We start from the raw sequence: 26,732 nt of genomic DNA on the forward strand, positions 1-26,732 counted from the left end.
TTTATTTATTTATCGATAGTATTTTCTGTTTTGGTTTTTTCGTACCGTTTTATTCCTACTACCCATGTTTGCAGTACGTTTGTTTTGTATATCTCGTCAACAGGTACTTTAAAGTAGTCTTTATCAATTAAAATAAAGTCGGCCCATTTACCTTTTTCTAAACTACCCACCTTAAATTCTTGATGAGCTGAATAAGCGCCACCGAGAGTAAATGCACGTAATGCATCTTCGCGGCTTAGTACTTCACTTGCGCGCCAGCCGTTTTCAGGTAGTTTGTTATGATCCATGCGTGTAATGGCTGAATACAAACCATCAAATGGATTTGCAAGCTCTACCGGGTAATCAGAGCCTGCTGCAACAACCGATCCTTGCTTTAAAAATGTTTGCCAAGCATAGGCACCGCTTAATTGTTTTTCAGTTAAGCGTTGCTCTGCCATATGCATATCAGAAGTGGCATGTACTGGCTGCATTGAAGGGATTATTTTTAACGCTTTAAAGCGAGGGATATCCTCAGGCGTTACAATTTGTGCGTGCTCTATTCGGTTACGTAGTAATATACCGCCCGTTTTTTTAAACACATTTTGATAAGCATCAAGTACTACTTTATTTGCTTTATCGCCAATGGCGTGGGTATTTGCGCTAAAGCCGCTTTTAAAGCTTTGTGTAAAGAGCGCTTCGAGTTTTTCTTGTGTTTCAAGCATTAAACCATGGTGACCAGGTCTGTCTGCGTATTCTTCAATCAGAGCGGCTCCGCGAGAGCCAAGTGCGCCATCGGCGTAAACTTTAACACTGCGAATTTCCATAAAGTCATTTTTGTCGTGGTATCGGCCTGCCTTTAACATTGTATCTAAATCAGGGCTTGCACCACTTAACATTGCCACAATACGTAGCGGTAAATTACCAAGGTCGCCGCGCTCTTTGTAAACCTCCCATGTGGCTTTATCAATACCTGCATCGTGAGTAGAGGTAATGCCTAAACTTAATAAATGCTTACCTGCTGCATCTAGTGAGTCACTTATATCTTGCTTTGAAGGGGCTGGCATATGCTGGGTAATTAGCGATTCTGCTTTATCTACAAAAATACCTGTAGGATTGCCAAATTCGTCTTTAATTATTTCACCGCCTTCAGGGGCTTTTGTTTGGGCGGTAATACCAGCAAGTTCGAGCGCTTTTGAATTAACCCAAATGGCGTGACTATCAACCCGCGAAAGAACCACAGGTTGATCGCTCACTACTTTGTCTAAATCTTTAGCTGTAGGAAAGCGTGTATCAGCCCAAAGCTCTTGGTTCCAACCTCGCCCAATAATCCAACCTTGTTTGTTATTGGCAAATACTTTTAGTTTATTTGTTACTTCATCAACCGATGTTGCGCCGCGTACGTCAAGTTGCGATAAATTGTCGCCAAGGCCAATAACGTGCCCATGAGCATCAATTAAGCCAGGTAATAAGGTATTACCGTGCGCGTCAATTAGCTTGGCATCTGGGTAGCTATCTTTAAGTGTTTCGCTACCGAGCTTAACTACCTTGCCATTTTTAATAACAAGGGTAGAAAACTGCTGTACTTCACCTTTGTATAAAGGGGTATAACCATTGGCGTTATAAATTACTTTTGTTTGTGCGAGAGTATAACTAGAACTAGCGCAAAGGCCGGCTAGTATGAGTGGTTTGATTATTTTTTTGAGTGGCATAGTTACTTAATTTTTATTGTTAATTTACTTACATTAACAAACTTGATTTTATAATACCAATGAATTGATAGACCTCATTTTAAGGCTTTTCTCTATATTAACTGTTTACAAAATAGGTAATTGATGTGATTATTTAGTATGTAAAATAATCAATAAAGCATAAGGAAACGCTATGAAAGCCCTCTATTTATTACTCCCCTTGAGCATGATGCTAACAGCCTGTAGCTCAACGTCTGATAAACAAGTAAGCGATGAAATGCTGAGTTTTATTGATTTATCGAGTCCTGAACTGCGAAGTAAGGCAGGTGAATACTGGGATGTTATTAAAAGAGTAGAGCCGCGATATCCGATAGAAGCTGCGAAGAAAAGTATTTCAGGTTGTGTTGAGCTTGCTACGTTAATTAATTCACAAGGTAAAGCACAAGGGTATAAGGTTATCTCGTCTTACCCAGAGGGCGTGTTTGATAATAATGCGGCAGCTGCTGTGGGTTTATGGCGCTGGAAAGCGACAACTGAAAATACGAGTAATCAACCTGTTCTAACTTATCTCAAAATGGATTTTATGGTGAGCCCAAAACCTACTGATGCAGAGTATTTGGCGCATTGTTCTAAAAATAAAGCCTGAACGTAATTAATAGATATAAATATAATAAGCTAGGTGTTTTTTACCTAGCTATAAAACTACTTACTTGCATATAAGCCATATTCATTTAATGCTAATTTACCGTCTTTGTCACTATCGTAGCTTGAAAACCGTGACCATAAAGCCGGGTCTATAGCGGTTTCTGAACGTGATAAAAAACCGTCTTTATTCCTATCTAGCTTTTTAAATTGCTTTGCAATGTCATTACTTGCGGCAAAACTAAATGTGCTAAAAATACTAAACGCCAGCAGCGTTATATAGCTAATACTTTTCATACAAATCACTTAGTAAAGGTTGTTAGTTAGATAACTTTTAAATTCGACTAGCGAAATTTGGTTATCTTGGTTTTTGTCCCATTTTACAAAGGTGTTTAAAAGTTGTGGTTGGGGATCAAGTTCGTCGTGTGTTAAATAGCCACTTTTGTCGCTATCTAGGTGATCAAAGCGTTGCTTTACATCAAGTGCCGCGGCATCAAAACTTAATAGCATTAAAATGCTTATAACAAGGGAAAGTATCTTCATGGTCTTCCTTCCAAAAGATGTATTAAAAGTTCGTGGCTAAAATAAAGTAAAAAGGAAAAAAGCACTTGCCGTAATTTAACTCCCAACATTAAATCCTTTTACACACTCCCTCAGGGATTATGGCAAATGCTTTTAAATTCAGTTTACTTGTAACAAGCTTAAGTAAAGCTTAATCAGTAATTACTCATTAAGGCTTAAAGCTTTCAAATTCTTTTTTTGAGACTTTTTCATCACCGTCTTCATCTAAGTCGGCAAATTGTCTCATTACTTCTTTGTCTTCCTTTGCTTCTACAATTGATATTTGTCCATCCATATCTTTATCTAAATGGGCAAAGCGCACGTTTGTTGGCGATGCAATTACGGTGGCACTAATTGCTAAAAACATTAATGAAAAAGCGGCTATAAGTTGTTTCATAATCACGTTCCTTATTAAATGAGTTTATTGAATAAATTTTTTGAATTCATCTAGCGACAATTGCCCATCTTGATTAGTATCAATTTGTAAAAAATTTTCGTGTAGAACGGCATCTTCACCTGCTTCGGCTTCACTTAATGTGCCGTTACTGTCTTTATCAAGCTCGTTAAAAGTCGCGTGAACGTCCATTGCGTGTGCGTTAGCGCCTAAAAAGCCTAAAGCCAGTAATGATGAAATTACTAAAATGCGTTTGTTCATAATTATTTCCTTATTGATTAAAGTTATTACTCCTACTACAAAAATGATGCCAAAAATAATTATTGTTAATTTTCAAGTATTTATATTTTCAACTTAAAGGGGGTGAGAAGTTTTTACGGGGTTTATTGTAATTTTTGTGTGCCTTTTGCAACACTATGTAGTGAGATTAAAGGTAGGGTTTAAAAATCAATGGTTTACGTTGTCTCTATTTGGCGACACATTGTTTTTGTAGCGCTGGCTGTTAATCGTATTAAATATAATTGCTGGTTCAGCTAGTGTATAAGGTAAGCACTTAATAATAGAACGCTTAACTTAAAAGGACTAAACTAAATGCCAGCAACCATAGCTAAAAAATACCATGCAATGCTTAACTGGCGGCCTAATTTAATTGGGCAATTTGCAATGAGTATGCTGCTTTCGTTACTCCCGCTTTCTATAGTGGTGATTGTATTTTTAAATGCGCTTAACAAGCAATTAGCAGTGACTCAAAGTATCGTGAGTAACAACTACCAAGTTACCAAATCGTTTAATACTCTAAAACAAGAACTCAACAGCCTTGAGCGCGCCACTAGGCAAAACTGGGTATTAAAAAGCGAATCGTTAGATAAGCTCATTGTCGATAAATGGCAATCATCCCTGCAAAGTATTGATGAACTTAAATTTGTTAACACGGATAAAGATTACACCCACCAATGGCAACGCTTATATGTCACCTTACAAACAGCGCATGTAGAGCTTGTTGAGCAAAAACAACAGCAAGCGGAGCTATTTGTGCCAGTGAGCGATTTAGTTGCTGAGCTTACTTTATGGTTACGTGATAAAAATGAAGCGCAAATTACCAATAACCAAAATGAGCTTACAAGCCTACAAACTTCATTTATAAACTGGCTGGTGGCACTTATTCCGCTTACTTTAATTGTTGGTGGTGGTTTTTTATGGCGTATAAGTGGGCGACTAAAAGGGTTAACTACGGTTATTGATAAGCTAGGGCAGGGGCATTGGCAGCAAAAAATATCTGTGAAAGGCTCCGCTGAGCTAGTTGAGCTAGGAGAAAAACTCCAATGGGTGCAAGAGCAACTTCACATGCTTGAGCAGCAAAAAGATACCTTTTTACGCCATGTTACCCATGAGCTGAAAACGCCGCTTGCTTCAATGGTCGAAGGCACTGATTTACTAACTGATGAAATAGTAGGCCCAATTACTGCTGAGCAAAAAGCAGTGCTTGAGCTTATTAGCCAATCTATGGTGCGCCTTCGTACAATGATTGACAGCCTGCTGAGTTATAATGCGATTCGCACCAGTAAAGACAGCCTAAGCGAAGTTGAGTTTAGCTATCTTATTAATAAAATTAATAGCCATTTTGAACATCGCTTAAGTGCGCGTCAGCAAGCTCTGCAATGGCAAAATAACTTACCTAATAAACAGCTTGCTTTACCTAGTGAGCTTATTGAGATGATTTTAATTCAGCTTATTTCAAATGGCTTAAAATTTTCACAAGATAAGCAAAGCGTTACTATTAATTTAGCACTTGAGCAAAACCAACTTTGCATTGGTGTGCTTGATAAAGGGTGCGGTATTAAAGAGCAAGAAAAAACTCAAATTTTCAGCGCATTTTATCAAGGTAAACACAGTAAAAATGTTACGCTGCAAGGCAGTGGGCTTGGCTTAACTATTGTGAAAGAATCTGTTGAACAGCTAAGAGGTACACTTACTGTTGAGCATAACGAGCCGCATGGTTGCCGGTTTTCAATTAAAATTCCCATAACAAAAAATCTAGGAGTTAATTAACATGCGCTTGCGTTTAATCGCTATTTTATGTGTGCTCAGTAGTAGCATGGTTATATCAGGTTGTGAAATTAATAATGGGCAAGAAGAGCGTGTGTCAATTACACCTGCACCTGTGGTCGATACCAAAATAACGAACGACAAAAACAGTAAACCTAGTCCAAAACCCAGACCAAAAATTGAACCAAGCTATCCGCCTGCAGAGCAAGTTATTGCATGGCACGCTAATCAGTGTGGCGGATTTAAATTGGTGCCAAAAAAAGATATTTTTACAGGTGAAAACGATCTTAAACGTTTTTTTAAATTTATGTGCTTAAACATAAATGATGATCCAAATACGGTAATGACTAAGTTGCTAAAACTCGATTTAGCTTACTTTTGGCCAGATGATATAAAGCAATATTTATGGCTTCAAAAGCAGCAAGTGACTATGCAAATAAATGCCAAAAAAGAGCAGCAAGCACTTAACAATAAAATGCAAGAAACCCTCTCATCGTTAGCAACTATTGAGCAGCAGCTTTTACTACGAGAAGAAACTAAGGAGCAGTAACTATGGCAGCAACTAAAGTGCAAGGTGCAAAAGTATTACTCGTTGACGACGACGCTAGCTTATTAAAACTGCTCGCTATTCGTATCGAATCAAAAGGATACGAAGTAACGACCTGTGAAAGCGGCTTAACCGCATTACAAATACTTAAAAGCCAAGTGTTTGACGCCGTAATAACCGACCTACGTATGGATGAAATGGATGGCATGGCACTGCATCGTCAGCTGCAAAGCCGCTACCCTGCATTACCTGTCATTATGATGACAGCGCATGGCTCAATTCCTGATGCCGTAGAGGCAACTAAGCAGGGCATTTTTGCATTTATAACTAAACCTGTAGATAAAGATGAGCTATTTGACAGCCTTGCTAAAGCGATAGAAATACATGGTGTTAATGCAGATGAAGCAGCACCTAAAAGTAATATAGTTACGCGCAGTGGTGCAATGCTGCACTTGTTAGAGCAAGTAAAACTACTTGGGCCAACGCAAGTTAATGTATTGATTTCGGGGGCTAGTGGTACAGGTAAAGAGCTACTCGCACAAGCGATTCATCAGCATAGTCATGTAAGCGGTGGCCCTTTCGTTGCAATTAACTGCGGCGCTGTACCAGGGGAGCTTTTAGAGTCTGAATTATTTGGTCATAAAAAAGGCTCTTTTACGGGCGCAATTAAAGATCACCAAGGCTTGTTTCAACAAGCTGAGGGCGGCACGCTATTTTTAGACGAGATAGGCGATATGCCACTTAACTTGCAGGTTAAGTTACTGCGCGTATTACAAGAAAAAACAATTCGCCCCGTAGGCTTTCAAGAAGAAATAGCGATTGATGTACGTATTGTATCGGCAACACATAAAAATCTTCCTGAAGCTATTTTAAACCAGCAATTTAGAGAAGATTTATACTATCGCTTAAACGTAGTTAATTTAAAATTACCGCCACTGTGTGAGCGCCGCGAAGATATAAGCTTATTAGCACAGCACTTTAGTGCAAGCATTGCTAAGCGCATGAAGCAAACTGAAAAACACTTTGCCAGCGATGCTATGCATGCGCTTGTGCGTTACGACTGGCCAGGTAATATCCGCCAATTACAAAACGTAGTAGAGCAGGTTGTAGCATTAACGCCAAGCGATGTTATTTCAGAGCACTTAGTGTTAGCTGCGCTAAATAGTAATGAAACAAACGTAGAACCATTATCACTAAACGACGCTAAAAAAGAGTTTGAGCGCGACTATGTGATTAACACTTTAAAAATGGCAGGTGGTAACGTAGCCGAAGGCGCTAAGCTTGCCAAGCGCAATCGCTCAGATTTTTATAAGTTGATTAAAAAGCATAATATTGATGTTGATAATTTAGGTTAAGGAAAAGCATGCAGTTATTTATGGTGTATTTAGGTGGCCGGATTCAAGGTTGCCACATTGAAATGCATGATATTCGTTTTGTTGTAGGGCAAAACATTGAGCAAACTTATTCAAAGTTAAAAAGCCAATGGGTAGGCGACAGAAGTAGTGTTCACATGGATAGCTACATGGCAATTAATCATATAGATGGTTTTAAAATAGAAGTAGTCGATAGCTATGTGGAGCAAAATAAACAACTCTATTTTGTAAATTTAGGCGCTTACAGAAGTGATTCTATGGCTGAGCAACACGACTTTGCACTGTATGTTGCAAGCAGTAGCCATGAAGCTAAAGAGCGAGCTAAAAACGATTTGCTAGCAGGGCTTAGCCATATTCATAAAGATGATTTACATGACGTAGACGATTGCTTTGCGATTGATTTACTCGACAGCCAGCTAAACATTAAGCTCACGCCCAGCGGTATATCGCAGCCTATAAAGCCAGACTGGTTTGGCTATCACATACTTTAAATTATAATAAGTAGCTAAAACTAAGCAGGATTAAGAGTCCTGCTCGTTTTGTTCATCCTTTTCGCTTTTAGCCGCCATTTTAAACGCCACAATAACCAATCCAAACATAGCAAACGGCAGTGCTGCTAACATGTATTCAACCACATTACTGTCTTGAAAATTTGCTTGTAGTAAAAAGTGACCCGCCACACACATTAAAATAACCACTAATAAAATGGGTAGTAACATAAGTTCTTTTTTTGATGAATGGTTTTTCATTAATTGTGAGGCTATAGCTGAAAATAATGCGCCATTGTAATGAGCTTACTTAAGCTTGGCAAACACCGCAGAATTTTTTAATTAATGTTATGATTAGTATCAAACAATTTTATTAATGTTTATGGGAATAAAGTGAAAAGTAACTTAAAAAAAGTTTACCTCGTTGGTGGTGCAGTGCGCGACAAACTGCTAAATATAAAATCAAAAGATAACGACTATGTAGTGATTGGTGAAACGCCAGACACAATGCAGTCGCTCGGTTTTGTACCAATAGGTAGCGACTTTCCGGTTTACTTGCACCCAAAAACAAAAGAAGAATATGCACTTGGGCGCACAGAGCGTAAAAGCGGCAAAGGCTATACTGGCTTTGTGGTTGATGCCAGCCCAACAGTGACGCTAGAAGAAGATTTAGCAAGGCGTGATTTAACCATAAATTCAATGGCGCTTGATGAACACGGTAATATTATTGACCCGTTTAATGGCCAAACTGACTTACAAAATAAAACACTGCGCCACACCACTGAGGCATTTGTAGAAGACCCTGTTCGAGTACTGCGTATTGCCCGTTTTTTAGCGCGCTATGGCAGTGATTGGCGTATTCACCCAAGTACGTATGCATTAATGCGCGAGCTTAAAAATAAAGGTGAGCTAAATCATTTAGTACCTGAGCGCGTGTGGCTTGAAACCGAAAAAGCACTGGGTGAAAAGCACCCTGAGCTTTATTTTGAAGCATTGCAAGGTTTGGGGGTTTTTCCAGAGCTTGAGCGCATGGTTAATGTACCGCAACCAGCAAACCATCATCCTGAAGGGGATGTATTTGTGCATACTATGCTGGTACTTAGGCGTGCAGCGGATTTGAATTTTAACTTGGAAACTCGTTTTGCTGCACTAACCCATGATTTTGGAAAAGCGCTTAGTTTTAAAAAATATGGAAACCTACGTGGACACGAACGCGAAGGTGTTGCAGTTATTGAGGCGTTTTGTGAGCGCTTAAAAGTGCCTAACCGTTTTCGCGATGTTGGCGTACTCACCAGTGATAATCATACCCTTTGCCACACGATTGATCAGTTAAGGCCGCAAACCATTCACAAGCTAATAGTGACTAACTTAAATGCGTTGGTACACCCAGAACGTTTTATAGCGTTTACCCAAGCATGCCAATGCGATGCACAAGGGCGTGGTGAAACACTTGTTGATAAGCCATACCCGCAAGCAGCTAAGCTGCGAGCAATTCATACTGAACTGCAAAAAATGGATAAGAAACTGGTAGTGCAAAATGCACTTAAAAATGGCAAAAAAGGCCCTGAAATAGGCGAAGAAGTAAAACTTGCAGAAATAAACTGCATTAAAGCATTTTTAGAACATGAGAAGTCCCAAGCGTAATAAAATTAGACTAAGTAGTGCGATACGCCTTGGTTTTTAGTCGCGTCGTGCTTTCTTAGCTCTTTGTAGTTTGTACTTTTTGGTTTTACATTTTCAGACTCAGGTTTTTTAGAGGGCCTGTATAAGTCAAAAATAAAGTCTAGTTCTTCACGCTCTAGTGATGGTTTCATGAGTATTCCTTCAATTTAATACTTTAATATGATGTAGGGTATGGTCATTCGACTGAATTAAAAGTGAATAGTTACATTTGAAGTTGTACTAAATTGTAACCGGCAGGTTTTGAGGGATGAGAGGGGTTTATTTGTTAATTTATATGGAGTTAAGGTAAATTAAAATAACTCTTTTTAACTAAAAATATACAGCTGAATTTAATTTATTACGTACTTACTATTTGCATATAATGCTGTGGCTATAAATATAACGGTACGAATATAACGGTATAAATACAGCCTTAACCATTAACTAACGGCAGTGTTACGGTAAACACTACACCATCACCTTGTTCGTTGTTTTGCGCTGTTACACTGCCTTTATGGTAGTCGCACACCAGCCTTACAATATAAAGACCTAACCCCAAATGTGGCTGTTGCTGCATTTGCTGGCTACGTACCGACACCATAGAGTCAAAAATATGCTCAGTTAATCCTTCGGGTAACGCGGGGCCTGTATTACGCACTGTTAATGTTGCTTTATTTTCGCTCTGCTTAAGGCCTACATTAATAGCCGTATTGGCTTCACTAAACTCCAGCGCGTTATTAATAAGTTTATCAAGCAGCTGAGCTATAAACTCCGGTGCACCTTGCATAGGTAATTTGTTTTGGCATACATCAAGCGTAAATAACTGGTTTGGGTAAGTAAGCTGATAGCCTTGCATGCAACCATTTATTACTTTTTGTAAATCAAAAGGCTCAGGCTCGTTGCTTTGAATACTCTGTTCAAGGCGAGTGGCTTCGCTCATGGTAGTTATTATTTTACCTAAGCGTTCAACGCCTTCGCTGGCGCGGTCGAGGTATTTTTGACTCAGCTCGTTCTGTGGCAAGCTTTGTAAGTTTTCGAGTGATGAGCGCACTACGGCAACCGGCGTGCGCAGTTCATGCGACAACCGCGACGACATATTTTCTAAGTAATCGGTATAGCCGCCAAGTCGGCTTACAATGTTTGAAAAACTACGAGACAGATCGCCAATTTCATCGTTAGCATCGCTGTAATTAATACTGCCGGTAACACGCCCTTGTGCATCAATTGCTTGTTCAGCTGTATCGCGCAGCCGCCTAATTCGGTTCGATATACGTGAGGCAAAAAAGAATAAAGTCACAGTACCAATTAGCATCACAGCTAAAATAACGTTAAACAGTTTTTCGAGTGACTTATTACGCAGCGTACGTACGCCGTTTGTGGTTTCCTCTGCTATTACTGCGCCAATTACTTGGTCTTGGATCCAAATAGGATAAGCGGCCGATAAAATAACGGCTTTGCTGTCGGGGGTTAAGCGCCAAGACGATGCTGGTTGTCCTTTTAATGCTTTCGCTAAATGTGTGCCCTGCATAGAAGCTACATCGTGCAGGGTATCTAAAAACTCATTTTCGGGACGCGTTAAAATTTTATAGTAAATTGGGTGTAAGTAATTTTGCTCAAAGCGCTGCCACCAAGTTTCAGGTGCTTGGTTAGCAAGTCCATCAGCCCAAACGCCATCTGCATTTTGAATAGTACCCGACTGCGCAAGTACGCGATGATGGTTATCGACCACCCAAATGCGGCTACCACTGTGGCCCATGCCTTTTAAAATACGGCTAATTTCTGGAGAAGGGACTAATACAGAGCCTAAATCGTTTGGGTTATTTAAGTTTGAGGTCGACATTATTTTAGGCTCTAACAATGCCTCTTTACTATCAATGTCAACAATGGCAAAGCCAAGTTTGTTGCCCAGCATGTTAATAGGAAAGCGCAGCTCTACGTTATATCCTGATTTGGTACTTTCAAAATAGCCCTGAATTTTTGTAAAAGGGGCTTTGGTATTTGCATCAAACGCATTAACCCAACCATCTTGGCGCGGCGCAATAATGTAAGTATTAAACTGACCGTCTGGCGTTTTTAGGCCAATTTGTAAATAATCGTTATTGGTAATACTTAAGCTATTTTTAGCGCGATAAATAAGGGTATTGTCGGTGACTTTAAATACGGCGTATAAGTAGTTATCAAATTTTCCCACCATATGATCAAACGATAAGTCACTGGCTTGATGTTTGTTATCTGTTTTTTGTAAGTAGCGCTTGTCGTAGTGCCAAAATAACGGCTGGTAGCTGTCCCAATCGTTAAGTTTACCGTCGAGCTGGATAGGGTTTTTAAGATTATAAGCGTATAAATCGCGGCCTTTTACTACTTGGTCTAAAAAGTTGGTTTGCTCGTCAAATAATGCCGGGCGCTCATGTAATGCAGTAGCAAGAGCACGAGTGGTGCCTACTAGGGTTTTTTCTTGGCCTTGGCGTAAAAACTTTTCCATTTCCCATACGTACTCGTAGCCAAGCCACGGTAGCAAAAACAAAAAACATGAAAGTAATATAAATTTACTGCGCAGACCAAATCGTAGCATTAGTGTTGTTCCCACCGATAGCCCATGCCATACACTGTATCTATGCAATCAAAGGAGCTGTCGAGTGCTATAAACTTTTTACGAATACGTTTTACGTGTGAAGTAATGGTGCTGTCGTCTACATAAATTTTTGCATCGCTCATTAATTCGTTACGGCTTTTAACATGGCCTGGTCGCTGGGCGAGTGAATGCAGCATCCAAAATTCGGTTACGGTTAAATCAACTAATTGTTGTTGCCAAAAAACCTGCATACGTTGCGTGTCGAGTGTTAACTGCCCGCGTGTTATGAGTGCATTTGCATCAGCGGGTTGTTCAAGTGCTTCCATTCGGCGAAATAGCGCACCAATACGTGCAGCCAAGTGAGCCAAGCTTATGTCTTTTGTTAGGTAGTCGTCGGCGCCCATGCGCAGGCCGCATACGGTATCTATTTCGCTATCGCGGGCGGTTAAAAAAATAATAGGCAGTGTTTTAGAAAGCGATCGCAATGTTTGGCACAGTAAAAAACCACCATCTATTTCATGGCCTAGGCCAATATCAACAATGGCTAAATCGGGCAGGGCATTTTTAAATGCAGCTTCAGCGCTGGCGCGATCGGCAAAGCCACTCACTTGGTAGCCCTGTAAGCTCAGCATTTCTATGTAGTTTTCGCGGATTGCGGGTTCATCTTCAATGATGGCTATTTTTTTCATTCTAATCATTATCCTATTGCCTCTGCTGTGCACTATATCGAAGTTCTTAACCTAAGTAAGGTTAAAAAGGCAATTGCCATTTTTTTGCCACAATTGCTCAGCAGTTTGCCATTTTTGCTCCCCTTTATTGCCACTTGAACTTGTTTTAATACACCCATCAAAACAAAACATCACAAATTAAAAAGTAAGTTTAAGGATCAAATCATGAAGAAGACATTAATTGCGTTAACACTGATTGCTAGTTTTTGTACTCCAGCAATTGCCTCAACATCTAACACGCCATCAAAAGAAGCCCATAAAGAAACGGCTATTGGGCTAGGTGCAGGCGCTATTATTGGCGGCGTAGTAGGCGGGCCAATAGGTGCGTTTATTGGGGCATTTGCCGGTGGTTTAATAGGTGATTCAAAAGTAGCTGATAACAAAATTGCAGAGCAAGAGCGTGCAATTACGGTTATGAAAGAAAAAACCAGCGATTACCAACACGTGCTTAACCACAATAATATGTTAGAGCAACAGCTAGAAGTGCTTGCCAATCAAAATGAGCAGTTAACTCAAGTTCAAATTAATAACTTATTGGCGATGACGGTGCAATTTAAAACAGGTTCAAGTGTTATTGCTCCGCATTTTGCACTGCAGTTAGACCAACTCGTTACCTTGTTAAACAATCAACCACAACTCGTACTTGATTTAAGTGGCTTTGCCGATCAACGCGGCGATGAGCAAGCTAACCTTTTACTTTCTAAAGCGCGTGTAAATGCCGTGCAAAGCTATTTAATAAAACACGGTGTGAGCCATAAACGCTTAAGCACGCAGGCATTTGGCGAGCAGCAAACATTGGCTAACAGCAACACGGTGGAAGATAACTTTTTTGATAGACGCGTAACGCTTACCACTCGCTCAATGAATAGTGTAAATGGCCAAACGGCGAGTAACTAAAACTATTTAAAACAAAGCGTTCGATGGAGTGATTTTATGTTGAGTAAACCAACCAAAATGCTTACTAAAGTAAGTATTTTTATATTCATAGCGATTGTGCTGTTAGTGAGCTTTAAAAGCCATGCGCAATCACCCAAGTTAGAACTTTTTGATAGCAATGGTGCGCCAGCAGGCCCAGCAATAATATTAAAAAGCGACGCCAATATGACCTTAACCGGCCTAATTAATCATGTTGTAGTAACGCAGACCTATCAAAACGAAAACCCGTTTGCAGTTAACGCGCGCTACGTTTTTCCATTGCCTGATGAAAGCGCCGTACATGCCATGACGATGCGTATAGGTGAGCGAGTCATTAAAGGCCAAATTGATAAAAAAGTGGAAGCTGAAAAAAAATACGAGAAGGCTAAAAAAGGAGGTAAGCAAGCGGCCCTTGTACGCCAGCAACGCGCCAATATGTTTATTACTAATGTGGCAAATATTGGTCCTGGTGAGCGAGTAATTATTGAGCTTGAGTATCAAGAAATAATTGATTACAGCAGCGGCACATTTGCTATTAGATTTCCGACTACTATTACACCGCGTTATCACGCGATTAGTGGTGAAGTTAATACTCAAAATCAAGCGCATGTTAATCCGCTCCCAACGGGATGGTTAAGCCCTGTTTACAGTATTAAAAGCAGTACTCAAAATGATAACGTACCAAGCAGCCAATTTAGCTTAAACATTGATATAGACGTAGGCTTAGAGCTGGTGGATATCAATTCTAAATTTCATAATGTTGATGTACAAAACACTGCGTTTGGGCAATATAAAATAGCGTTAAATGAGACAAATGCAGTTAATCGCGACTTTGTACTTGAGTTTAAACCGCTGCAAAAAGAGCAAGCTCAAGCCGCATTTTTTACTCAGCAGTTTGAAAATGGTGACCGATACGGCCTTGCTATGCTAATGCCACCAGGGGATCACTTTACACAAACTCAGCGATTACCTCGCGAAATGGTATTTGTAGTTGATACGTCTGGCTCTATGCACGGGCAATCTATGGAGCAAGCTAAAAAAGCCTTGTTTTATGCGCTGTCATTACTTGATAGCGACGACAGCTTTAACATAATTGGTTTTGATAACATAGTGACTCCAATGAGCGATAAATCACTTATAGCCAGCGACTTTAATTTACGCCGTGCAGAGCGATTTATTTATAGCCTAGAAGCCGACGGCGGCACAGAAATACAAGGTGCGCTTAATGCCGTACTTGATGGCAGCGAGTTTGATGGTTTTGTACGCCAAGTTGTATTTTTAACTGATGGTAGCGTAAGTAATGAAGACGCATTGTTCAAAAATATTCAAAGTAAATTAGGTGATAGCCGCTTATTTACAGTGGGTATTGGCAGCGCACCTAACAGCTTTTTTATGCGCCGAGCGGCAGATGTCGGTAAGGGCTCATTTACGTTTATAGGCAGCACAAGTGAGGTGCAACCTAAAATGCAGCAGTTGTTTGATAAGCTTGCACATCCGGCTATTACTAATTTGGCGCTAAGCGATGAAAGCGGTAACAACTTAGATTTTTGGCCATCACCACTACCTGATTTATATTTTGGCGAGCCTATCATGGTCGCTATAAAACTTAATAATGCTAAAAGTGTGGTACTTGCTGGGCAAACAGCACAAGGGCCTTTAAGTATTAAATTAAGTACACAAAATAGCTCAAGCGCTCAAGGTATAGCAAAACTGTGGGCGCGCCAAAAAATTAAGTCATTACTTTTATACAACGAGCAAAATACCGTTAAAGATGAAGTACAGGAGCTTGCACTTACTCATCAATTACTTAGCCCGTTTACTGCTTTTATAGCGATTGAACAAACTCAAATAAAAGAAGTGGCAGAGCAAACGGCGCAAGCTACTAATGCAGTACCACAAGGTATGGCAATGCGTTTACCACAAACAGATGGGCAAAGTAGGCTGCACATATTATTAGGCTGTATTTTATTATTAGGATTTGGCGCTCTTAAATTTAAACACAGAGCGAATCCCTAAATGAAAAGAGACTTAAAATGAAAAGGTGGCTAAGCGTGGGCTTACTAATAGCTGGGCTTGGATTATTTGGGCACGGCGCTTATATGCAGGCAAAAGCGTGGCTTGCTCAAGTATTAATTGAACAAGCATGGCAAGAGGCGCTTAAATCACCCGGGATTAAAGTAAGGCCGTGGTATTACGCCGACAGCTACGTTACTGCAAAGCTTGATTGGCCAAGTCATAATAAAACATTAAGTGTATTGGCTGGAGCGAGTGGTCGTAATTTAGCGTTTGCGCCTAGCCAATTTTTACCAGCAGGGGAGCTTGGCGGAAAAGAGTTTGGAAACGAAAAAGGCGCGCTAATAGCAGGGCATAACGACACCCACTTTGCATTTTTACAAAACGCAAAAGTGGGAGAGGCGTTTACTTTGCAACTGCAAAGTGGGGTGATACAAAATTATAAAGTAACGGGGATTGAGGTTATTCATCAATCTCAACATGACTTTTTACAAACACCTGGATTGTACTTGCTTACCTGTTACCCTTTTGATTCGCTTGCCTCAGGTACTGATTTGAGGTTGCTTGTATCTGCGCAAATGTCTTCGCCCGATTCACTAAGCGGTATATCAACCACAAGTTCTTGATGGCGCTGGCTTACCATTACACCAATAAATACCACAAATATACTCAGCCATTGCCATACGTTGAGCACTTCGCCCAAAATAATAGCTGACAAAATAAGTGTAAAAATAGGAATTAAATTAGAGTACGCAGCCGCGGTTAATACCGATACTTTGCTAATAGCATAATTGTACATGCCGTAGCCGCCAAGGGTTACACACGAACCTAAATACAAAATGCTCATAAGCGCGGTTAAGTCGTGTTGGTTTTCGCTTGGCAGGTCGATAAAAAACAAAAACGGTGCAAAAAACAAGCTGCCGCTAATACCTTGCAACGCAATTAAAGTCAGGGGCGAGTAGCGATTAGCTAAATGTTTAATACTTACGGTATAAAATGCAGCGCACACCATAGCCATCAACTCTAAAAAGTTACCCAGCAACGGGTTAGGTGCTTGGTCGGTACTTGGTGAAAGAAGCGTAAGTAAAATACTGCCGCCAATACACAGCGTAAAACCGACCACGATGGATTTACTTATGTATTCTTTAAGCAATAAAAAGGCAAGCAGCGCAATAATAATGGGCAAGCACGACACAATAACACCAGCCTGCGAGGCCGATGTGTATTCCATTGCATGGCCTTCAAATAAAAAGTACAAGCAAGGCTCAGCAAGTGACATACCCACTAAATACTTCCAGTCACCTTTTAAATACTCAAACCGAATAACGTAGCGCCATAAACAAAGCGACAAAACTAACGTGGTGAGCATGCGTAAAAATATCACCAATGCAGGGTCGTAAATGGCAATGGCGTATTTGAGCGCAATAAAAGAGCTGCCCCATAAAAAGGTGGCAATAATTAAACATAAACTGGCAGGCATAGAGAGTAATTTACATAATTTAATAAAATCAGATCCTAGCATGAATATTTTTAACTTGTTCAAAAATACCGAGCTGGTATAAATTAATTCATCTTTAATTAATCAGTAGTAAAAAGCACATGCAAAGGGAACAGGTAATAGTTGTAAAGCTTGGTACAAGCGTACTTACTGGCGGCACCGATAAACTAGATAAAGCACATATGGTTGAATTAGTACGCCAATGTTGCGAGCTTAAAAAACAAGGTCACCAGGTTATTTTAGTATCGAGCGGCGCGGTAGCTGCTGGGCGCGAACAACTATTAAAACCCTGTGGCAGAAGCTTAATTGATAAACAAATGCTTGCTGCAATTGGACAAGGTCAACTTATTCATATTTGGCAGAGCTTGTTTGGTTTATACGGGGTAAATGTAGGGCAAATGCTGCTAACTCGCGCTGATGTAGACGACAGAGAACGCTACCTTAATGCCCGCGATACACTCAATGCGTTATTAAATTACGACGTTGTACCCATCATTAACGAAAATGACGCTGTAGCCACGAGCGAAATAAAAGTAGGCGACAACGATAATTTATCGGCACTTGTCGCTATTTTGGCTAATGCTAATAAGTTACTGCTACTTACTGATCAAGAAGGGTTATTTACCAGCGATCCGCGCACAAATGCCGATGCCACCCTCATTGGCGAAGTAACACATATAAACGATGAACTGCGCCAACTTGCTGGTGGCAGTGGCACAAATTTAGGCACAGGCGGCATGGCGACTAAACTGCAAGCCGCCGATATTGCAAGGCGCGCAGGTGTAGAAGTTATTATTGCCAAAGGCGCAGGTAAAAACGTTATTTTAAAATGTATGAGTGACGAGTTACCAGGCACGCGTTTTTTAAAACTCACCGCCCCAAAAGATGGCCGTAAAAAATGGTTACTAGCAGGGCCTAAAAGTACCGGCCAAATTGTTATTGATACAGGTGCTATTACAGCGCTGCAAAATAAAGGCGCAAGCTTACTCGCTAAAGGCGTTACTAATGCATTTGGACGTTTTGAACGCGGTGATTTAATTGATTTAATTGATAATAAAAATCAAGTGATTGCACGGGGCTTAACGCGCTTTAGTAGTACCGAGGTAAATAAAATAAAGGGTGCGCACTCTAGTCAAATAGGCCAATTACTCGATTACGATAGTGGCGCAGAAGTACTTCATAGGGATGATATGGTATTGCTATAGAAGCACTTTTAGTAAATTAAATTACTTGAGTGTAATTCTCGCAGTATTACACTTTTTTGATTGTAAATTTGTGCTAAAATCTGGCTCCTTAAATTGTTGTAAGCAGAGCACAGAACATGAAATTAGTTCGTTGGTTTTTAGGTTGTATAATCTTATTCTTTAATTTTGTATTTACTCCTCGCAGTAAAAAGCGTGCAAGCGACGAGCAAGCACAGCTTGATCAGCAAACCTCACAATTTAAACTGTATCAATTTAAAGCATGCCCGTTTTGTGTAAAAGTACGTCGCGCTATTAAACGCGAAGGCTTAAACATAGAAACGCGTGATGCAAAAGACAATGAGCAATATCGTCAAGAGCTACTAGAACAAGGCGGCAAAGTTAAAGTGCCTTGCCTGCGTATAGAGCAAAACGGCCAAGTACAATGGCTGTATGAATCAAACGATATTATTGCTTACTTAAACAAAGTAGCTGCATAAACCACTTTTATTATCTCACTTATTTAAAGAGAATATACCATGACAATTCGCACCCGTGTTGCCCCGTCGCCAACTGGTGACCCGCATCTTGGCACCGCTTATATCGCCTTATTTAACTACTGTTTTGCTAAACAACAAGGCGGTGAATTTGTACTTCGTATAGAAGATACAGACCAAGTACGTAGCACGCCAGAGTCTGAACTTGCGATTATGGATAGCTTACGTTGGTTAGGGCTTGAGTGGGATCATGGTCCTGATGTGGGGGGCGAATTTGGTCCATACCGTCAATCTGAGCGTAGCGATTTATACAAAAAATACGCGCATCAGTTAGTTGACGATGGCAAAGCGTTTTACTGCTTTGCAACAAGCGAAGAGCTTGACCAAATGCGTGAAGAGCAAATGGCAGAAGGCTTGCGCCCTAAATACGACGGTCGTGGTTTAAACCATACAGATGAAGAAATTAAAGCAAACTTAGCAGCGGGCAAACCTTACGTTATACGTATGAAAATCCCAAGCGAAGGCACATTTAAGTTTAACGACTACCTACGTGATGAAATTGAGATTCCGTGGGAAAACGTAGACATGCAAGTGCTTTTAAAAGCGGATGGCTTTCCAACTTACTTTTTAGCGAACGTAGTTGACGATCACCACATGGAAATTAGCCATATTTTCCGTGGCGAAGAATGGATAAACTCAGCACCTAAGTTATTAAAACTGTATGAAGATTTTGGTTGGGAAGCACCAGTACTTGGTCACTTACCGTTATTACGTAACCCAGATAAATCAAAGCTATCTAAGCGTAAAAACCCAACGTCTATTAACTACTATAAAGAAATGGGCTACCTGCCAGAAGCCGTGCTTAACTATTTAGGCCGTATGGGTTGGTCAATGCCAGATGAGCGTGAAAAGTTCACGTTAAACGAGATGATTGAAAACTTCGACATGAAGCGCGTATCGCTTGGTGGTCCAGTATTCGACGTAGATAAATTAAGCTGGTTAAACGGCATGTGGATCCGCGAAAACCTAACCGACGAGCAGTTAATTCAGCGCTTTGTTGATTGGAAGTTTAATGGTGAGATGCTCGCTAAAATATTACCAGAAGTTAAAACACGTATTAATACGCTGTCGGATATGGTTGAGCTTGCAGGTCACTTTGTAGGCGGAATTCCAACATACGATCCAGCGCTTTTAACAGCCGGTAAAGCAGACGAAAACGTGATTCGCCAAGCGCTACAATTTTTTGTATGGCAGCTTGAAGGCTTACTTAGCTTTGAAAAGCCCGCTATTTTTGCAATTGCAAAAGAAGTAGCAACCTTCCACGAGCTTAAAATTAAAGACTTTTTAGAGCCAATATTTGTTGCCATTACAGGCAAAACATCAAGTACGTCAGTGCTTGATGCAATGGAAATATTAGGGTCTGACTTATCACGTGCTCGTTTACGTGTTGCACTTGCTCATTTAGGTATTTCTAAAAAGCAGGCTAAAAATATAGAGCGTGCGTACCGCGAATACCCAAGTGCATAATTACTAAATAATGCATTTTTAAAAGCCGAGCTTAGTAAAATAAGTTCGGCTTTTTTGTGTCAGGTTGTTTAGCTATATGACATGGCATTTTGATATTGTTTAACTAAAGTATTAGTACTCAACCCAATGATACAATAAGGCCTGTAAACCCATAGGAGGCAGTATGATTGCAACCGTTAAAAACAAAGCTATTTTTAGCAGTAATATATTTTCGATAAACCTTGTTACTTACCCAACTAATCATAGCGTAATGAACCATATTGACCCTGTGCAGCAAGGGCGCTATTACAAGCTCAATTTTGTATTAGAGCAACCTAAAACAGGTGGGGTATTTAAATGCTCAAAATGCATTATAAATTTATTTAATCGCGTGTATTTGTTTAGACCCGATAAGCACGAGCACAGCGTATCTAAAATCGAGTCTGGAAAGCGTGTGCTGCTTAGCTTTGCGCTTAATATATAATTTGCACCTTTACTTATTAATAGTCGAAAGCTTGCCCGGTGCATAAAATAGATAAATCGCAATACGATACAGACGTTTCGCTACAAGAATTAATAGTAAAAGCATTGCCGCCTCTGCGCATGGCATCTTCTTTAAGTAAATCAATCGCGTTTGATTTAGAGCGATTATAGCTTACATTGTTGTTACCCATACCGTCGCCATCACAGCTTTCACCTTCTATTCGCCCTAAGAGTGTAGCGCCACTTTCATGGGCTTCTTGGTCGCTATAAAACTGCCGTAAATCTCTTTTATTAACGTAAGTACCAATTTCTTGAGATAAAACGTCGTTGTTTATATCTGTATGATAAGTCATGCCTGAACAACCCGTTATTGTGGCGAGCACGGTTATTGCCGTTATAAAACGTAGCATATTTATTAGTCCCTTAATTTATTATTTAAAGTAGTAAATTACTAACAAAATCAAATGCGGGCAATGTTTACTACTAAGTAAATTGTTAGCATTTGTAAATGTATTTAGATTTTATTGAGCATAGGATAAGTAAACAAAAAGAAGTGGCAAATATTAACCAACCAATGGCATAAAATAGCCCACTCTAAGCGCTGCGTTTTATAAAAAACATAGCCATACCCCAAGCCTGCAATAAATGAAACCAATACATAGTTAATTCCTCCAGCAAAATGTGCCAAAGCAAAAATACCTGCAGTAATTACAGGGGCAAGTATTGCTAAACGGGTAGGTGTAATTATTTTGCTAAGCTTAGTTTGTAGTAAACCTCGAAATAAAGCTTCCTCGGCAACACAGGTAAATAAAAGATTAATAGCAATAAAGGCTAACCAAAAGCCAGGAACCTTAGGGTTAAAGCTTACAAGTCCAAGCATTAAAGCCGCAGTGAGCGCAGCTAAAACAGTAGCAATAATTATTAAACTGGCTTGTTTAACGTTTAATGGGCCCGCTTTATTAGAGTCTGCTTTTAAAGTTTTTTTATTCGAATAAAAGTAAGCACAAAGAAATAACCCAGCCATAGCTTTATCAAAATTAGCATAAAGGGTAAAAGTAATCGCATCGCTGGTAATACGCTCGTTTATAACAATGGGGAGGTTATTAAAACCAGGCACCCAATGAAGTGCTAATGCTAATGAGGAAACTATAAACACAGTACTTAATATAGCGCGTATTATTGCACGCTTTGTATTTAGCACACAGTAGTATAAAACAACGTAAAGCCCAATGAACAGCAGAGCATATAAATTTATATAACCTTGAAAATATGCACTTACAACACTTAAAGCTAGTAAGTAGTGCCAAAGGGGTTGCCGCATTATTGATATTTTGCAGTACGGAAATACACATATAATTGATAGCGCTAATAAATAAAAGGTCATTGTTTTTTATTGCTCTGTTTTATTTAGCAACTAATCTAACAGATTCGACCTCTCAGTATTTTTTTTCTGGTAATATAGATAGGTTATAAGCAGTTTAAGCAGTGAACAAACTATGTTAAGTCCTTTTTTTCAGCAGCATGCTGATTATGTTTCTATCTCTCGTGAGCAAGGTTGTCGATTCGCTAAATGCGTTGCTGACGATTACAATCCACTCCACGACAAAGATGCCAAAAAGTTTTGCGCGCCAGGAGACTTACTTTTTTCATTGGTACTAGACCGCTACGGTATTAGTGAACAAATGGAATTTACTTTTGCCGGTATGGTTGATGAAAACACCAAACTTAATTTTCCTGAGGGAGCTGATGAGTTTGATGTAACCAATGGCGAAAAAGTTATTTTAAAGGTAAAGCGCAAAGGTAAAACCAGCCAATGCCCAGCACTGACTAATAGCCTAATAAAAAATTATGTTGAGTTTTCTGGTACTACTTTCCCGCATGTAATTATTCCATTAATGGGTAAGCAAGAGGTAATGATTAACCCTGCTCGCCCAATGATTATTTACGAATCAATGCTTATCAACCTTGATAATCTTGATATTACAGAACCAGAACTTGAGTTTGCAGAGCCTAGTTTTGAGTATGCCGGTAAGCGCGGAAAAATCACACTACGTTTTAACCTGTTGGAAAACGGCGTTAAAGTGGGTAGTGGTGAAAAGCATATGGTAGTTTCGGGTATACGCGAATACTGCCAAGCAACAGTTGATGATTTAATCGCGTTTTACAACGAACGTAAAGCGACACTAAAGCCAGCTTAAAGCTACAGAAAATTATAAAAGGCGCTAAATACAACTGTTATTTAGCGCCTTTTTTATTGGTTTTTTATTGTTTTAGCGCTAAAGTGAAAGTGAGCAACCACGATTAAATACTTTTCTGGACTGGTTAATTTACGCAGTACAGTAATATGCGTACAATAGCGCTCTTTGTTATTTTAAAGCTAAGCCTATGTCTGCCACTACGTTCTCATCACTTAATCTCGACCCGTTATTATTAACAGCGATTGAGCAAAATAATTACACCCAGCCTACCGCAATTCAGATTAAAACTATTCCGCCTATTTTAGCCGGAAGTGATGTAATGGGCAGCGCGCAAACAGGTACGGGTAAAACCGCCGCCTTTGTTTTACCTTTATTACATAAGCTTTTAAATACCCCAAAAAAAGATGAGCCAGGCATTGCTCGCGTTGTAATTTTAACGCCAACCCGTGAGCTTGCTCAGCAAGTATTTGCAAGCTTTGAAAAGTACGCACAAGGCACTAACATTAATGGTGCTTTAGCGTATGGCGGCGTAAGTATTGGTCCACAAATAAAAGCACTTAAAACAGCCCAAGTTATAGTGGCAACACCTGGGCGTTTACTTGATCATATAGTTAAAGGCAGTGTGGTACTTTCAAGCGTAGACTCCTTAGTGTTTGACGAAGCTGACCGCATGCTTGATATGGGCTTTATTGATGAAATTAGACGTATATTGCGCCATATCCCGGGCGATCGCCAAACTTTACTATTTTCAGCTACGTTTGATGACAGCGTGTTTGAACTCAGTAAAAAACTACTTAAAAACCCAGAGCTAATTGAAGTTGATAAACGTAACTCAGCTGCGGTTGAAGTAGAGCAAGTTATTTACGCTGTAGATGAGGATCGTAAGCGCGAACTTGTATCGCACATGATTGGCATGAAAAACTGGCGCCAAGTGCTTATTTTTACTCGCACAAAACAAATGGCTGATCAGCTCGCTAAAGAAATGTGTAAAGACGGTTTAAAAACCGAGTCAATCCATGGCGACAAATCACAAGGCGCGCGCGACCGCGCACTACAAAACTTTAAAGAAGGTATTACACGCGTACTTGTTGCAACCGATGTAGCTGCGCGTGGTTTAGATATTTCTACACTTAGATACGTAATTAACTTTGAACTACCTTACATTGCCGAGGATTACGTGCACCGTATTGGCCGTACAGGTCGTGCTGGTGAACAAGGACTTGCTATGTCGCTGGTAAGTCTTGATGAGCAATGGCTGCTAGAAGAAATTGAAGTACTACTCGATACGCGTCTAACGCCGCAGTGGTTAGAAGGTTACGAGCCAGATCCTAATAAAAAGCCAAAAGACAATCGTAAAAACACCAATAAGTCGCGAAAAGATCGTGATAAAAAACGCATCACTGGTAAAAGAGAGCCAAGTAGACGTCGTAAATAATAGCTTTTACTTTGCTTTTTTGCCTATACTGGAGCTAATAAGTCGCTGAGGTAAAGCAATGTTTGAAATTGATCAATGGGCATTTTCTGGTATTGATGGCCAAATATCTTTGCATAAATGGCAAAAAACAATCGACCTTATAACGGGGCTTTTTTCAGCCCCGTCTGGTTATATAGTTCAGGCAACAAGCAAAGGCTATCGCGTTGTTATTAGAAGTAACGAGGGTGGCTCTAACTTTGAGACCAACCCTATACTCCCTCCTCAAACTCCTCTGTTTTGTCGCCACGTAGCTGAAACTAACAATACATTATATGTTAATGATGCAAGTAATAATGATGCATGGAACACCCTACCAGAAGTAGTTGAAGACGGTGTTGAATCCTACCTAGGTTTACCCATTCATTGGCCTGAAGGCGAAGTGTTTGGCACGTTATGTTTAAAAGACACTAAAATAACAAGCTATACCGATGAATACTTTGAACTCATAGAACAGCTACGCGATTTGATTGAAGACGACTTAGCGCTTGTTTATAGCTATGAGCAAATGCGTGAAATAGCCATGTTAGACTCATTAACGAATATTTATAATCGCCGAGCACTTAACTTACTAGCTCAGCAAAAGCTTAACTTAGCACTGCGTTTAGGCTTTGACGTGTGTTGTTTGTTTATCGATATAAACGACTTTGAAAAATTAAACGACACCTGCGGACATGAAGTGGGCGACAAAGCCTTAATTATATTGGCAGATACGCTAAAAACGCATTTAAGAGATGCCGATATAGTAGGGCGCTTAGGTGGCGATGAGTTTGTTGCAGTAATGCAATTAAGCGATAAGAGTAAAATTAATTACATCATGGATAAAATATCCTCTGAGTATTCAAAAGCTTTACTCAAAGAAGACGTTTGCGATTTATCGCTCAGCATAGGTTATAGCTTTACTAATAAACAAAAGCAGCCTTTTGAAATGCTATTAAATGATGCAGACCACGCAATGTATAAAAATAAACAAGCGTACAAGCTCGCTAAAAAAGCGCAGTAATAAAAATAACTTAAAATTTAATTACGTAGTTTGAGTTGATTTTACTTAATTCATTTTTAATTAGCTAAAAAGGTATTATGAAAAATTGTATTTATCACTGTTTCCTTTTAACTTATTAATCAATGTAACTACATCAACTAGGGGTTGAATATTATGCGACTAGTGGTTAAATTATTCTGAAATAACCTTAAAATAATAAGCTCTTTTTTATGTTTTAATCATTCATCAAGAGCTTATTTATTTAGATATTTATTACAATAGTGCATGGAGGGCGTAATGAAGCCTAAGCAGATTATTATTATTCGTCATGGGCAATCTCAAGCAAACATAGATAAAGGGATGTATGAGCATACTCCTGATCATTTAGTTAATTTAACTGAATCAGGTAAAGAGCAATGTATAAAAACGGGTGTAAAACTAAACGAACTGCTAGCAAATAAAAATGTAACTGTGTGGTCCTCACCTTATAACAGAGCAAGGCAAACAACTGAGTTAATCACCTCTGAGCTAAAAAGTAATATTAAATATAAAGAAGATCCTAGATTACGTGAACAAGATTGGGGGAATTTTTATACAGAAGATGAGGCTCGTCTTAAATATGAAGATCGCAAAAGGCATAGTTACTTTTTTTATCGTATAGAAAATGGTGAATCAGGTGCAGATGTATATGATCGAATTTCTACGTTTTTAGAAACGCTGTATCGCGATTTTTCTCAAGATAATTGGACCGATAGTCTTGTTATTAGTACACATGGTATTACAGCTTTAGTCTTTTTAATGCGTTATTTTCATTGGTCGTATGAACAATATGAAGAAGCTGAAAAGTTTTTTAACTGTGGGTTTGTTGTGCTTGAGCTCGATGAAGAATCAGAACGATATCATTTATCAATTGATATGCGAGAAGGCATTGATAGTGTACTTGAATCTGATTTATGAAAGGTAAAATGTAAAAAGGAACTTAATGCTGGAATTATCGATAATTAATTCAAAACCCATAGCTGATCATATTTTAGAGATATATTTTAGTGATGGGCATAAATGTTTGGTTGATTTTCATCCATTTATTTTCTCTGTTGGGCACCCAGATTATGATATTTATAAACAGAGAAGGCATTTTCTCAATTATAAAATTGTAGATGGGAATTTAAATTGGGACGATTATAAAATGATTTTTCCAGTAGCAGACTTGTACAGTAATCGACTTGTTAAGAGTAAGTGATTTACTATTTATTGTCGTAATATTCAGTTGAATAGCAGATTGAATATTAAAATATTGAGAAGTTTAAT

Annotated in this window: 29 protein-coding genes; 17 read left to right on the forward strand and 12 right to left on the reverse strand. The window is 39.4% G+C overall.

Annotation, left to right across the window (positions count from 1 at the left end; all coding sequences use genetic code 11):
• Positions 1-5: 5 nt before the first annotated feature.
• The gene (locus CXF64_RS16275) at positions 6-1,688 is read right to left on the reverse strand and encodes an amidohydrolase (protein ID WP_101217523.1); all 1,683 of its coding nucleotides are present in this window, start codon (positions 1,686-1,688) and stop codon (positions 6-8) included.
• A gap of 172 nt (positions 1,689-1,860) precedes the next feature.
• On the opposite strand from CXF64_RS16275, the gene CXF64_RS16280 reads away from it, so the two are divergent.
• Positions 1,861-2,313: an energy transducer TonB gene (locus CXF64_RS16280; protein ID WP_101217524.1), complete on the forward strand. Its 453-nt coding sequence runs from the start codon at positions 1,861-1,863 to the stop codon at positions 2,311-2,313.
• A 56-nt stretch (positions 2,314-2,369) separates the two neighbouring features.
• On the opposite strand, the gene CXF64_RS16285 is transcribed toward CXF64_RS16280, so the two are convergent.
• The 4 genes from CXF64_RS16285 to CXF64_RS16300 all read right to left on the reverse strand — a co-directional run bounded on the left by CXF64_RS16285 (position 2,370) and on the right by CXF64_RS16300 (position 3,525).
• Positions 2,370-2,606, reverse strand: coding sequence for a calcium-binding protein (locus tag CXF64_RS16285; RefSeq protein WP_024598659.1), 237 nt, complete (start codon positions 2,604-2,606; stop codon positions 2,370-2,372).
• A 9-nt stretch (positions 2,607-2,615) separates the two neighbouring features.
• Positions 2,616-2,852 carry a hypothetical protein gene (locus CXF64_RS16290; protein WP_007581558.1) on the reverse strand — a complete coding sequence of 79 codons (237 nt, stop codon included), beginning with the start codon at positions 2,850-2,852 and terminating at the stop codon, positions 2,616-2,618.
• A 187-nt stretch (positions 2,853-3,039) separates the two neighbouring features.
• A complete protein-coding gene (locus CXF64_RS16295; RefSeq protein WP_007581559.1) occupies positions 3,040-3,267 on the reverse strand; it encodes a hypothetical protein in 228 nt (75 codons plus the stop codon).
• Between the two features lie 24 nt (positions 3,268-3,291).
• Positions 3,292-3,525, reverse strand: coding sequence for a cag pathogenicity island protein Cag25 (locus CXF64_RS16300; protein ID WP_007581561.1), 234 nt, complete (start codon positions 3,523-3,525; stop codon positions 3,292-3,294).
• Positions 3,526-3,855: 330 nt separating this feature from the next.
• On the opposite strand from CXF64_RS16300, the gene CXF64_RS16305 reads away from it, so the two are divergent.
• Genes CXF64_RS16305 through CXF64_RS16320 form a run of 4 tightly spaced genes read left to right on the forward strand, consistent with a single transcriptional unit; the run spans position 3,856 to position 7,721 of the window.
• Positions 3,856-5,313: a sensor histidine kinase gene (locus CXF64_RS16305; protein ID WP_101217525.1), complete on the forward strand. Its 1,458-nt coding sequence runs from the start codon at positions 3,856-3,858 to the stop codon at positions 5,311-5,313.
• 1 nt (position 5,314) lies between these two features.
• Positions 5,315-5,860, forward strand: a complete 546-nt coding sequence (locus tag CXF64_RS16310; RefSeq protein WP_024607489.1) for a hypothetical protein — start codon at positions 5,315-5,317, stop codon at positions 5,858-5,860.
• 2 nt (positions 5,861-5,862) lie between these two features.
• Positions 5,863-7,212: a sigma 54-interacting transcriptional regulator gene (locus CXF64_RS16315; protein ID WP_010553151.1), complete on the forward strand. Its 1,350-nt coding sequence runs from the start codon at positions 5,863-5,865 to the stop codon at positions 7,210-7,212.
• 8 nt (positions 7,213-7,220) lie between these two features.
• The gene (locus CXF64_RS16320; protein ID WP_024593292.1) at positions 7,221-7,721 is read left to right on the forward strand and encodes a DUF1543 domain-containing protein; all 501 of its coding nucleotides are present in this window, start codon (positions 7,221-7,223) and stop codon (positions 7,719-7,721) included.
• A 30-nt stretch (positions 7,722-7,751) separates the two neighbouring features.
• Here CXF64_RS16320 and CXF64_RS16325 read toward each other — a convergent pair whose 3' ends face one another.
• Entirely contained in the window at positions 7,752-7,979 is a 228-nt protein-coding gene (locus tag CXF64_RS16325; RefSeq protein WP_007581571.1) for a hypothetical protein, read from the reverse strand.
• A gap of 132 nt (positions 7,980-8,111) precedes the next feature.
• On the opposite strand from CXF64_RS16325, the gene CXF64_RS16330 reads away from it, so the two are divergent.
• On the forward strand, positions 8,112-9,362 hold the full coding sequence (locus tag CXF64_RS16330) for a multifunctional CCA addition/repair protein (protein WP_024593291.1): 1,251 nt from the start codon (positions 8,112-8,114) through the stop codon (positions 9,360-9,362).
• Between the two features lie 5 nt (positions 9,363-9,367).
• Here CXF64_RS16330 and CXF64_RS20860 read toward each other — a convergent pair whose 3' ends face one another.
• The 3 genes from CXF64_RS20860 to pdsR form a co-directional block, all read right to left on the reverse strand.
• Positions 9,368-9,532, reverse strand: coding sequence for a hypothetical protein (locus CXF64_RS20860; RefSeq protein ID WP_007581574.1), 165 nt, complete (start codon positions 9,530-9,532; stop codon positions 9,368-9,370).
• Positions 9,533-9,813: 281 nt separating this feature from the next.
• Positions 9,814-11,952: a proteobacterial dedicated sortase system histidine kinase gene (gene pdsS, locus CXF64_RS16335; protein ID WP_101217526.1), complete on the reverse strand. Its 2,139-nt coding sequence runs from the start codon at positions 11,950-11,952 to the stop codon at positions 9,814-9,816.
• Positions 11,952-12,641, reverse strand: coding sequence for a proteobacterial dedicated sortase system response regulator (gene pdsR, locus CXF64_RS16340; protein WP_101217527.1), 690 nt, complete (start codon positions 12,639-12,641; stop codon positions 11,952-11,954). Before pdsR ends, pdsS begins: the two co-directional genes overlap by 1 nt.
• 204 nt (positions 12,642-12,845) lie before the next feature.
• Between pdsR and pdsO the strand changes: the two genes are divergently transcribed.
• Genes pdsO through CXF64_RS16355 form a run of 3 tightly spaced genes read left to right on the forward strand, consistent with a single transcriptional unit; the run spans position 12,846 to position 16,234 of the window.
• Positions 12,846-13,577: a sortase-associated OmpA-like protein PdsO gene (gene pdsO, locus CXF64_RS16345; protein ID WP_101217528.1), complete on the forward strand. Its 732-nt coding sequence runs from the start codon at positions 12,846-12,848 to the stop codon at positions 13,575-13,577.
• A gap of 36 nt (positions 13,578-13,613) precedes the next feature.
• The gene (locus tag CXF64_RS16350) at positions 13,614-15,611 is read left to right on the forward strand and encodes a marine proteobacterial sortase target protein (protein WP_101217529.1); all 1,998 of its coding nucleotides are present in this window, start codon (positions 13,614-13,616) and stop codon (positions 15,609-15,611) included.
• A 17-nt stretch (positions 15,612-15,628) separates the two neighbouring features.
• Entirely contained in the window at positions 15,629-16,234 is a 606-nt protein-coding gene (locus CXF64_RS16355; protein WP_101217530.1) for a class GN sortase, read from the forward strand.
• Here CXF64_RS16355 and CXF64_RS16360 read toward each other — a convergent pair.
• A complete protein-coding gene (locus tag CXF64_RS16360) occupies positions 16,129-17,088 on the reverse strand; it encodes a DMT family transporter (protein WP_024593285.1) in 960 nt (319 codons plus the stop codon). The genes CXF64_RS16355 and CXF64_RS16360 overlap by 106 nt on opposite strands.
• Before the next feature lie 119 nt (positions 17,089-17,207).
• On the opposite strand from CXF64_RS16360, the gene proB reads away from it, so the two are divergent.
• From proB to CXF64_RS16380, 4 genes are all read left to right on the forward strand, one after another.
• Positions 17,208-18,311: a glutamate 5-kinase gene (proB, locus tag CXF64_RS16365; protein ID WP_101217531.1), complete on the forward strand. Its 1,104-nt coding sequence runs from the start codon at positions 17,208-17,210 to the stop codon at positions 18,309-18,311.
• Positions 18,312-18,427: 116 nt separating this feature from the next.
• The gene (locus CXF64_RS16370) at positions 18,428-18,787 is read left to right on the forward strand and encodes a glutaredoxin family protein (protein ID WP_007581591.1); all 360 of its coding nucleotides are present in this window, start codon (positions 18,428-18,430) and stop codon (positions 18,785-18,787) included.
• Positions 18,788-18,826: 39 nt separating this feature from the next.
• The gene (gene gltX, locus CXF64_RS16375; RefSeq protein ID WP_101217532.1) at positions 18,827-20,311 is read left to right on the forward strand and encodes a glutamate--tRNA ligase; all 1,485 of its coding nucleotides are present in this window, start codon (positions 18,827-18,829) and stop codon (positions 20,309-20,311) included.
• Positions 20,312-20,474: 163 nt separating this feature from the next.
• The gene (locus tag CXF64_RS16380; RefSeq protein ID WP_101217533.1) at positions 20,475-20,774 is read left to right on the forward strand and encodes a hypothetical protein; all 300 of its coding nucleotides are present in this window, start codon (positions 20,475-20,477) and stop codon (positions 20,772-20,774) included.
• Positions 20,775-20,790: 16 nt separating this feature from the next.
• Here the strand turns inward: CXF64_RS16380 and CXF64_RS16385 are convergent, their stop codons facing one another.
• Positions 20,791-21,183 carry a hypothetical protein gene (locus CXF64_RS16385; RefSeq protein WP_101217534.1) on the reverse strand — a complete coding sequence of 131 codons (393 nt, stop codon included), beginning with the start codon at positions 21,181-21,183 and terminating at the stop codon, positions 20,791-20,793.
• 104 nt (positions 21,184-21,287) lie between these two features.
• On the reverse strand, positions 21,288-21,929 hold the full coding sequence (locus CXF64_RS16390) for a CPBP family intramembrane glutamic endopeptidase (RefSeq protein ID WP_232783810.1): 642 nt from the start codon (positions 21,927-21,929) through the stop codon (positions 21,288-21,290).
• A gap of 340 nt (positions 21,930-22,269) precedes the next feature.
• Here CXF64_RS16390 and CXF64_RS16395 point away from each other — a divergent pair, with 340 nt between their 5' ends.
• From CXF64_RS16395 to CXF64_RS16410, 4 genes are all read left to right on the forward strand, one after another.
• Positions 22,270-22,971 (forward strand): DUF3581 domain-containing protein, encoded by a 702-nt coding sequence (locus tag CXF64_RS16395; protein ID WP_101217536.1) that lies wholly within the window; start codon positions 22,270-22,272, stop codon positions 22,969-22,971.
• 187 nt (positions 22,972-23,158) lie between these two features.
• On the forward strand, positions 23,159-24,406 hold the full coding sequence (locus CXF64_RS16400) for a DEAD/DEAH box helicase (protein WP_101217537.1): 1,248 nt from the start codon (positions 23,159-23,161) through the stop codon (positions 24,404-24,406).
• A gap of 58 nt (positions 24,407-24,464) precedes the next feature.
• Complete coding sequence (locus CXF64_RS16405; protein WP_101217538.1) at positions 24,465-25,445, forward strand: sensor domain-containing diguanylate cyclase; 981 nt, start codon at positions 24,465-24,467, stop codon at positions 25,443-25,445.
• A 276-nt stretch (positions 25,446-25,721) separates the two neighbouring features.
• Entirely contained in the window at positions 25,722-26,381 is a 660-nt protein-coding gene (locus CXF64_RS16410) for a histidine phosphatase family protein (RefSeq protein ID WP_101217539.1), read from the forward strand.
• Positions 26,382-26,732: the final 351 nt, after the last annotated feature.

It is taken from the genome of Pseudoalteromonas sp. GutCa3 (genome assembly GCF_002836155.1).
In the GTDB taxonomy this organism is placed as follows: Bacteria; Pseudomonadota; Gammaproteobacteria; order Enterobacterales; family Alteromonadaceae; genus Pseudoalteromonas; species Pseudoalteromonas arctica.

What these genes read in the sequence shown, in the direction of transcription:
- CXF64_RS16275 (WP_101217523.1), bottom strand. Translation starts at nt 1,688, where the DNA reads ATGCCACTCAAAAAAATAATCAAACCACTCATACTAGCCGGCCTTTGC.
- CXF64_RS16280 (WP_101217524.1), top strand. Translation starts at nt 1,861, where the DNA reads ATGAAAGCCCTCTATTTATTACTCCCCTTGAGCATGATGCTAACAGCC.
- CXF64_RS16285 (WP_024598659.1), bottom strand. Translation starts at nt 2,606, where the DNA reads ATGAAAAGTATTAGCTATATAACGCTGCTGGCGTTTAGTATTTTTAGC.
- CXF64_RS16290 (WP_007581558.1), bottom strand. Translation starts at nt 2,852, where the DNA reads ATGAAGATACTTTCCCTTGTTATAAGCATTTTAATGCTATTAAGTTTT.
- CXF64_RS16295 (WP_007581559.1), bottom strand. Translation starts at nt 3,267, where the DNA reads ATGAAACAACTTATAGCCGCTTTTTCATTAATGTTTTTAGCAATTAGT.
- CXF64_RS16300 (WP_007581561.1), bottom strand. Translation starts at nt 3,525, where the DNA reads ATGAACAAACGCATTTTAGTAATTTCATCATTACTGGCTTTAGGCTTT.
- CXF64_RS16305 (WP_101217525.1), top strand. Translation starts at nt 3,856, where the DNA reads ATGCCAGCAACCATAGCTAAAAAATACCATGCAATGCTTAACTGGCGG.
- CXF64_RS16310 (WP_024607489.1), top strand. Translation starts at nt 5,315, where the DNA reads ATGCGCTTGCGTTTAATCGCTATTTTATGTGTGCTCAGTAGTAGCATG.
- CXF64_RS16315 (WP_010553151.1), top strand. Translation starts at nt 5,863, where the DNA reads ATGGCAGCAACTAAAGTGCAAGGTGCAAAAGTATTACTCGTTGACGAC.
- CXF64_RS16320 (WP_024593292.1), top strand. Translation starts at nt 7,221, where the DNA reads ATGCAGTTATTTATGGTGTATTTAGGTGGCCGGATTCAAGGTTGCCAC.
- CXF64_RS16325 (WP_007581571.1), bottom strand. Translation starts at nt 7,979, where the DNA reads ATGAAAAACCATTCATCAAAAAAAGAACTTATGTTACTACCCATTTTA.
- CXF64_RS20860 (WP_007581574.1), bottom strand. Translation starts at nt 9,532, where the DNA reads ATGAAACCATCACTAGAGCGTGAAGAACTAGACTTTATTTTTGACTTA.
- pdsS (WP_101217526.1), bottom strand. Translation starts at nt 11,952, where the DNA reads ATGCTACGATTTGGTCTGCGCAGTAAATTTATATTACTTTCATGTTTT.
- pdsR (WP_101217527.1), bottom strand. Translation starts at nt 12,641, where the DNA reads ATGAAAAAAATAGCCATCATTGAAGATGAACCCGCAATCCGCGAAAAC.
- pdsO (WP_101217528.1), top strand. Translation starts at nt 12,846, where the DNA reads ATGAAGAAGACATTAATTGCGTTAACACTGATTGCTAGTTTTTGTACT.
- CXF64_RS16350 (WP_101217529.1), top strand. Translation starts at nt 13,614, where the DNA reads ATGTTGAGTAAACCAACCAAAATGCTTACTAAAGTAAGTATTTTTATA.
- CXF64_RS16355 (WP_101217530.1), top strand. Translation starts at nt 15,629, where the DNA reads ATGAAAAGGTGGCTAAGCGTGGGCTTACTAATAGCTGGGCTTGGATTA.
- CXF64_RS16360 (WP_024593285.1), bottom strand. Translation starts at nt 17,088, where the DNA reads ATGCCTGCCAGTTTATGTTTAATTATTGCCACCTTTTTATGGGGCAGC.
- proB (WP_101217531.1), top strand. Translation starts at nt 17,208, where the DNA reads ATGCAAAGGGAACAGGTAATAGTTGTAAAGCTTGGTACAAGCGTACTT.
- CXF64_RS16370 (WP_007581591.1), top strand. Translation starts at nt 18,428, where the DNA reads ATGAAATTAGTTCGTTGGTTTTTAGGTTGTATAATCTTATTCTTTAAT.
- gltX (WP_101217532.1), top strand. Translation starts at nt 18,827, where the DNA reads ATGACAATTCGCACCCGTGTTGCCCCGTCGCCAACTGGTGACCCGCAT.
- CXF64_RS16380 (WP_101217533.1), top strand. Translation starts at nt 20,475, where the DNA reads ATGATTGCAACCGTTAAAAACAAAGCTATTTTTAGCAGTAATATATTT.
- CXF64_RS16385 (WP_101217534.1), bottom strand. Translation starts at nt 21,183, where the DNA reads ATGCTACGTTTTATAACGGCAATAACCGTGCTCGCCACAATAACGGGT.
- CXF64_RS16395 (WP_101217536.1), top strand. Translation starts at nt 22,270, where the DNA reads ATGTTAAGTCCTTTTTTTCAGCAGCATGCTGATTATGTTTCTATCTCT.
- CXF64_RS16400 (WP_101217537.1), top strand. Translation starts at nt 23,159, where the DNA reads ATGTCTGCCACTACGTTCTCATCACTTAATCTCGACCCGTTATTATTA.
- CXF64_RS16405 (WP_101217538.1), top strand. Translation starts at nt 24,465, where the DNA reads ATGTTTGAAATTGATCAATGGGCATTTTCTGGTATTGATGGCCAAATA.
- CXF64_RS16410 (WP_101217539.1), top strand. Translation starts at nt 25,722, where the DNA reads ATGAAGCCTAAGCAGATTATTATTATTCGTCATGGGCAATCTCAAGCA.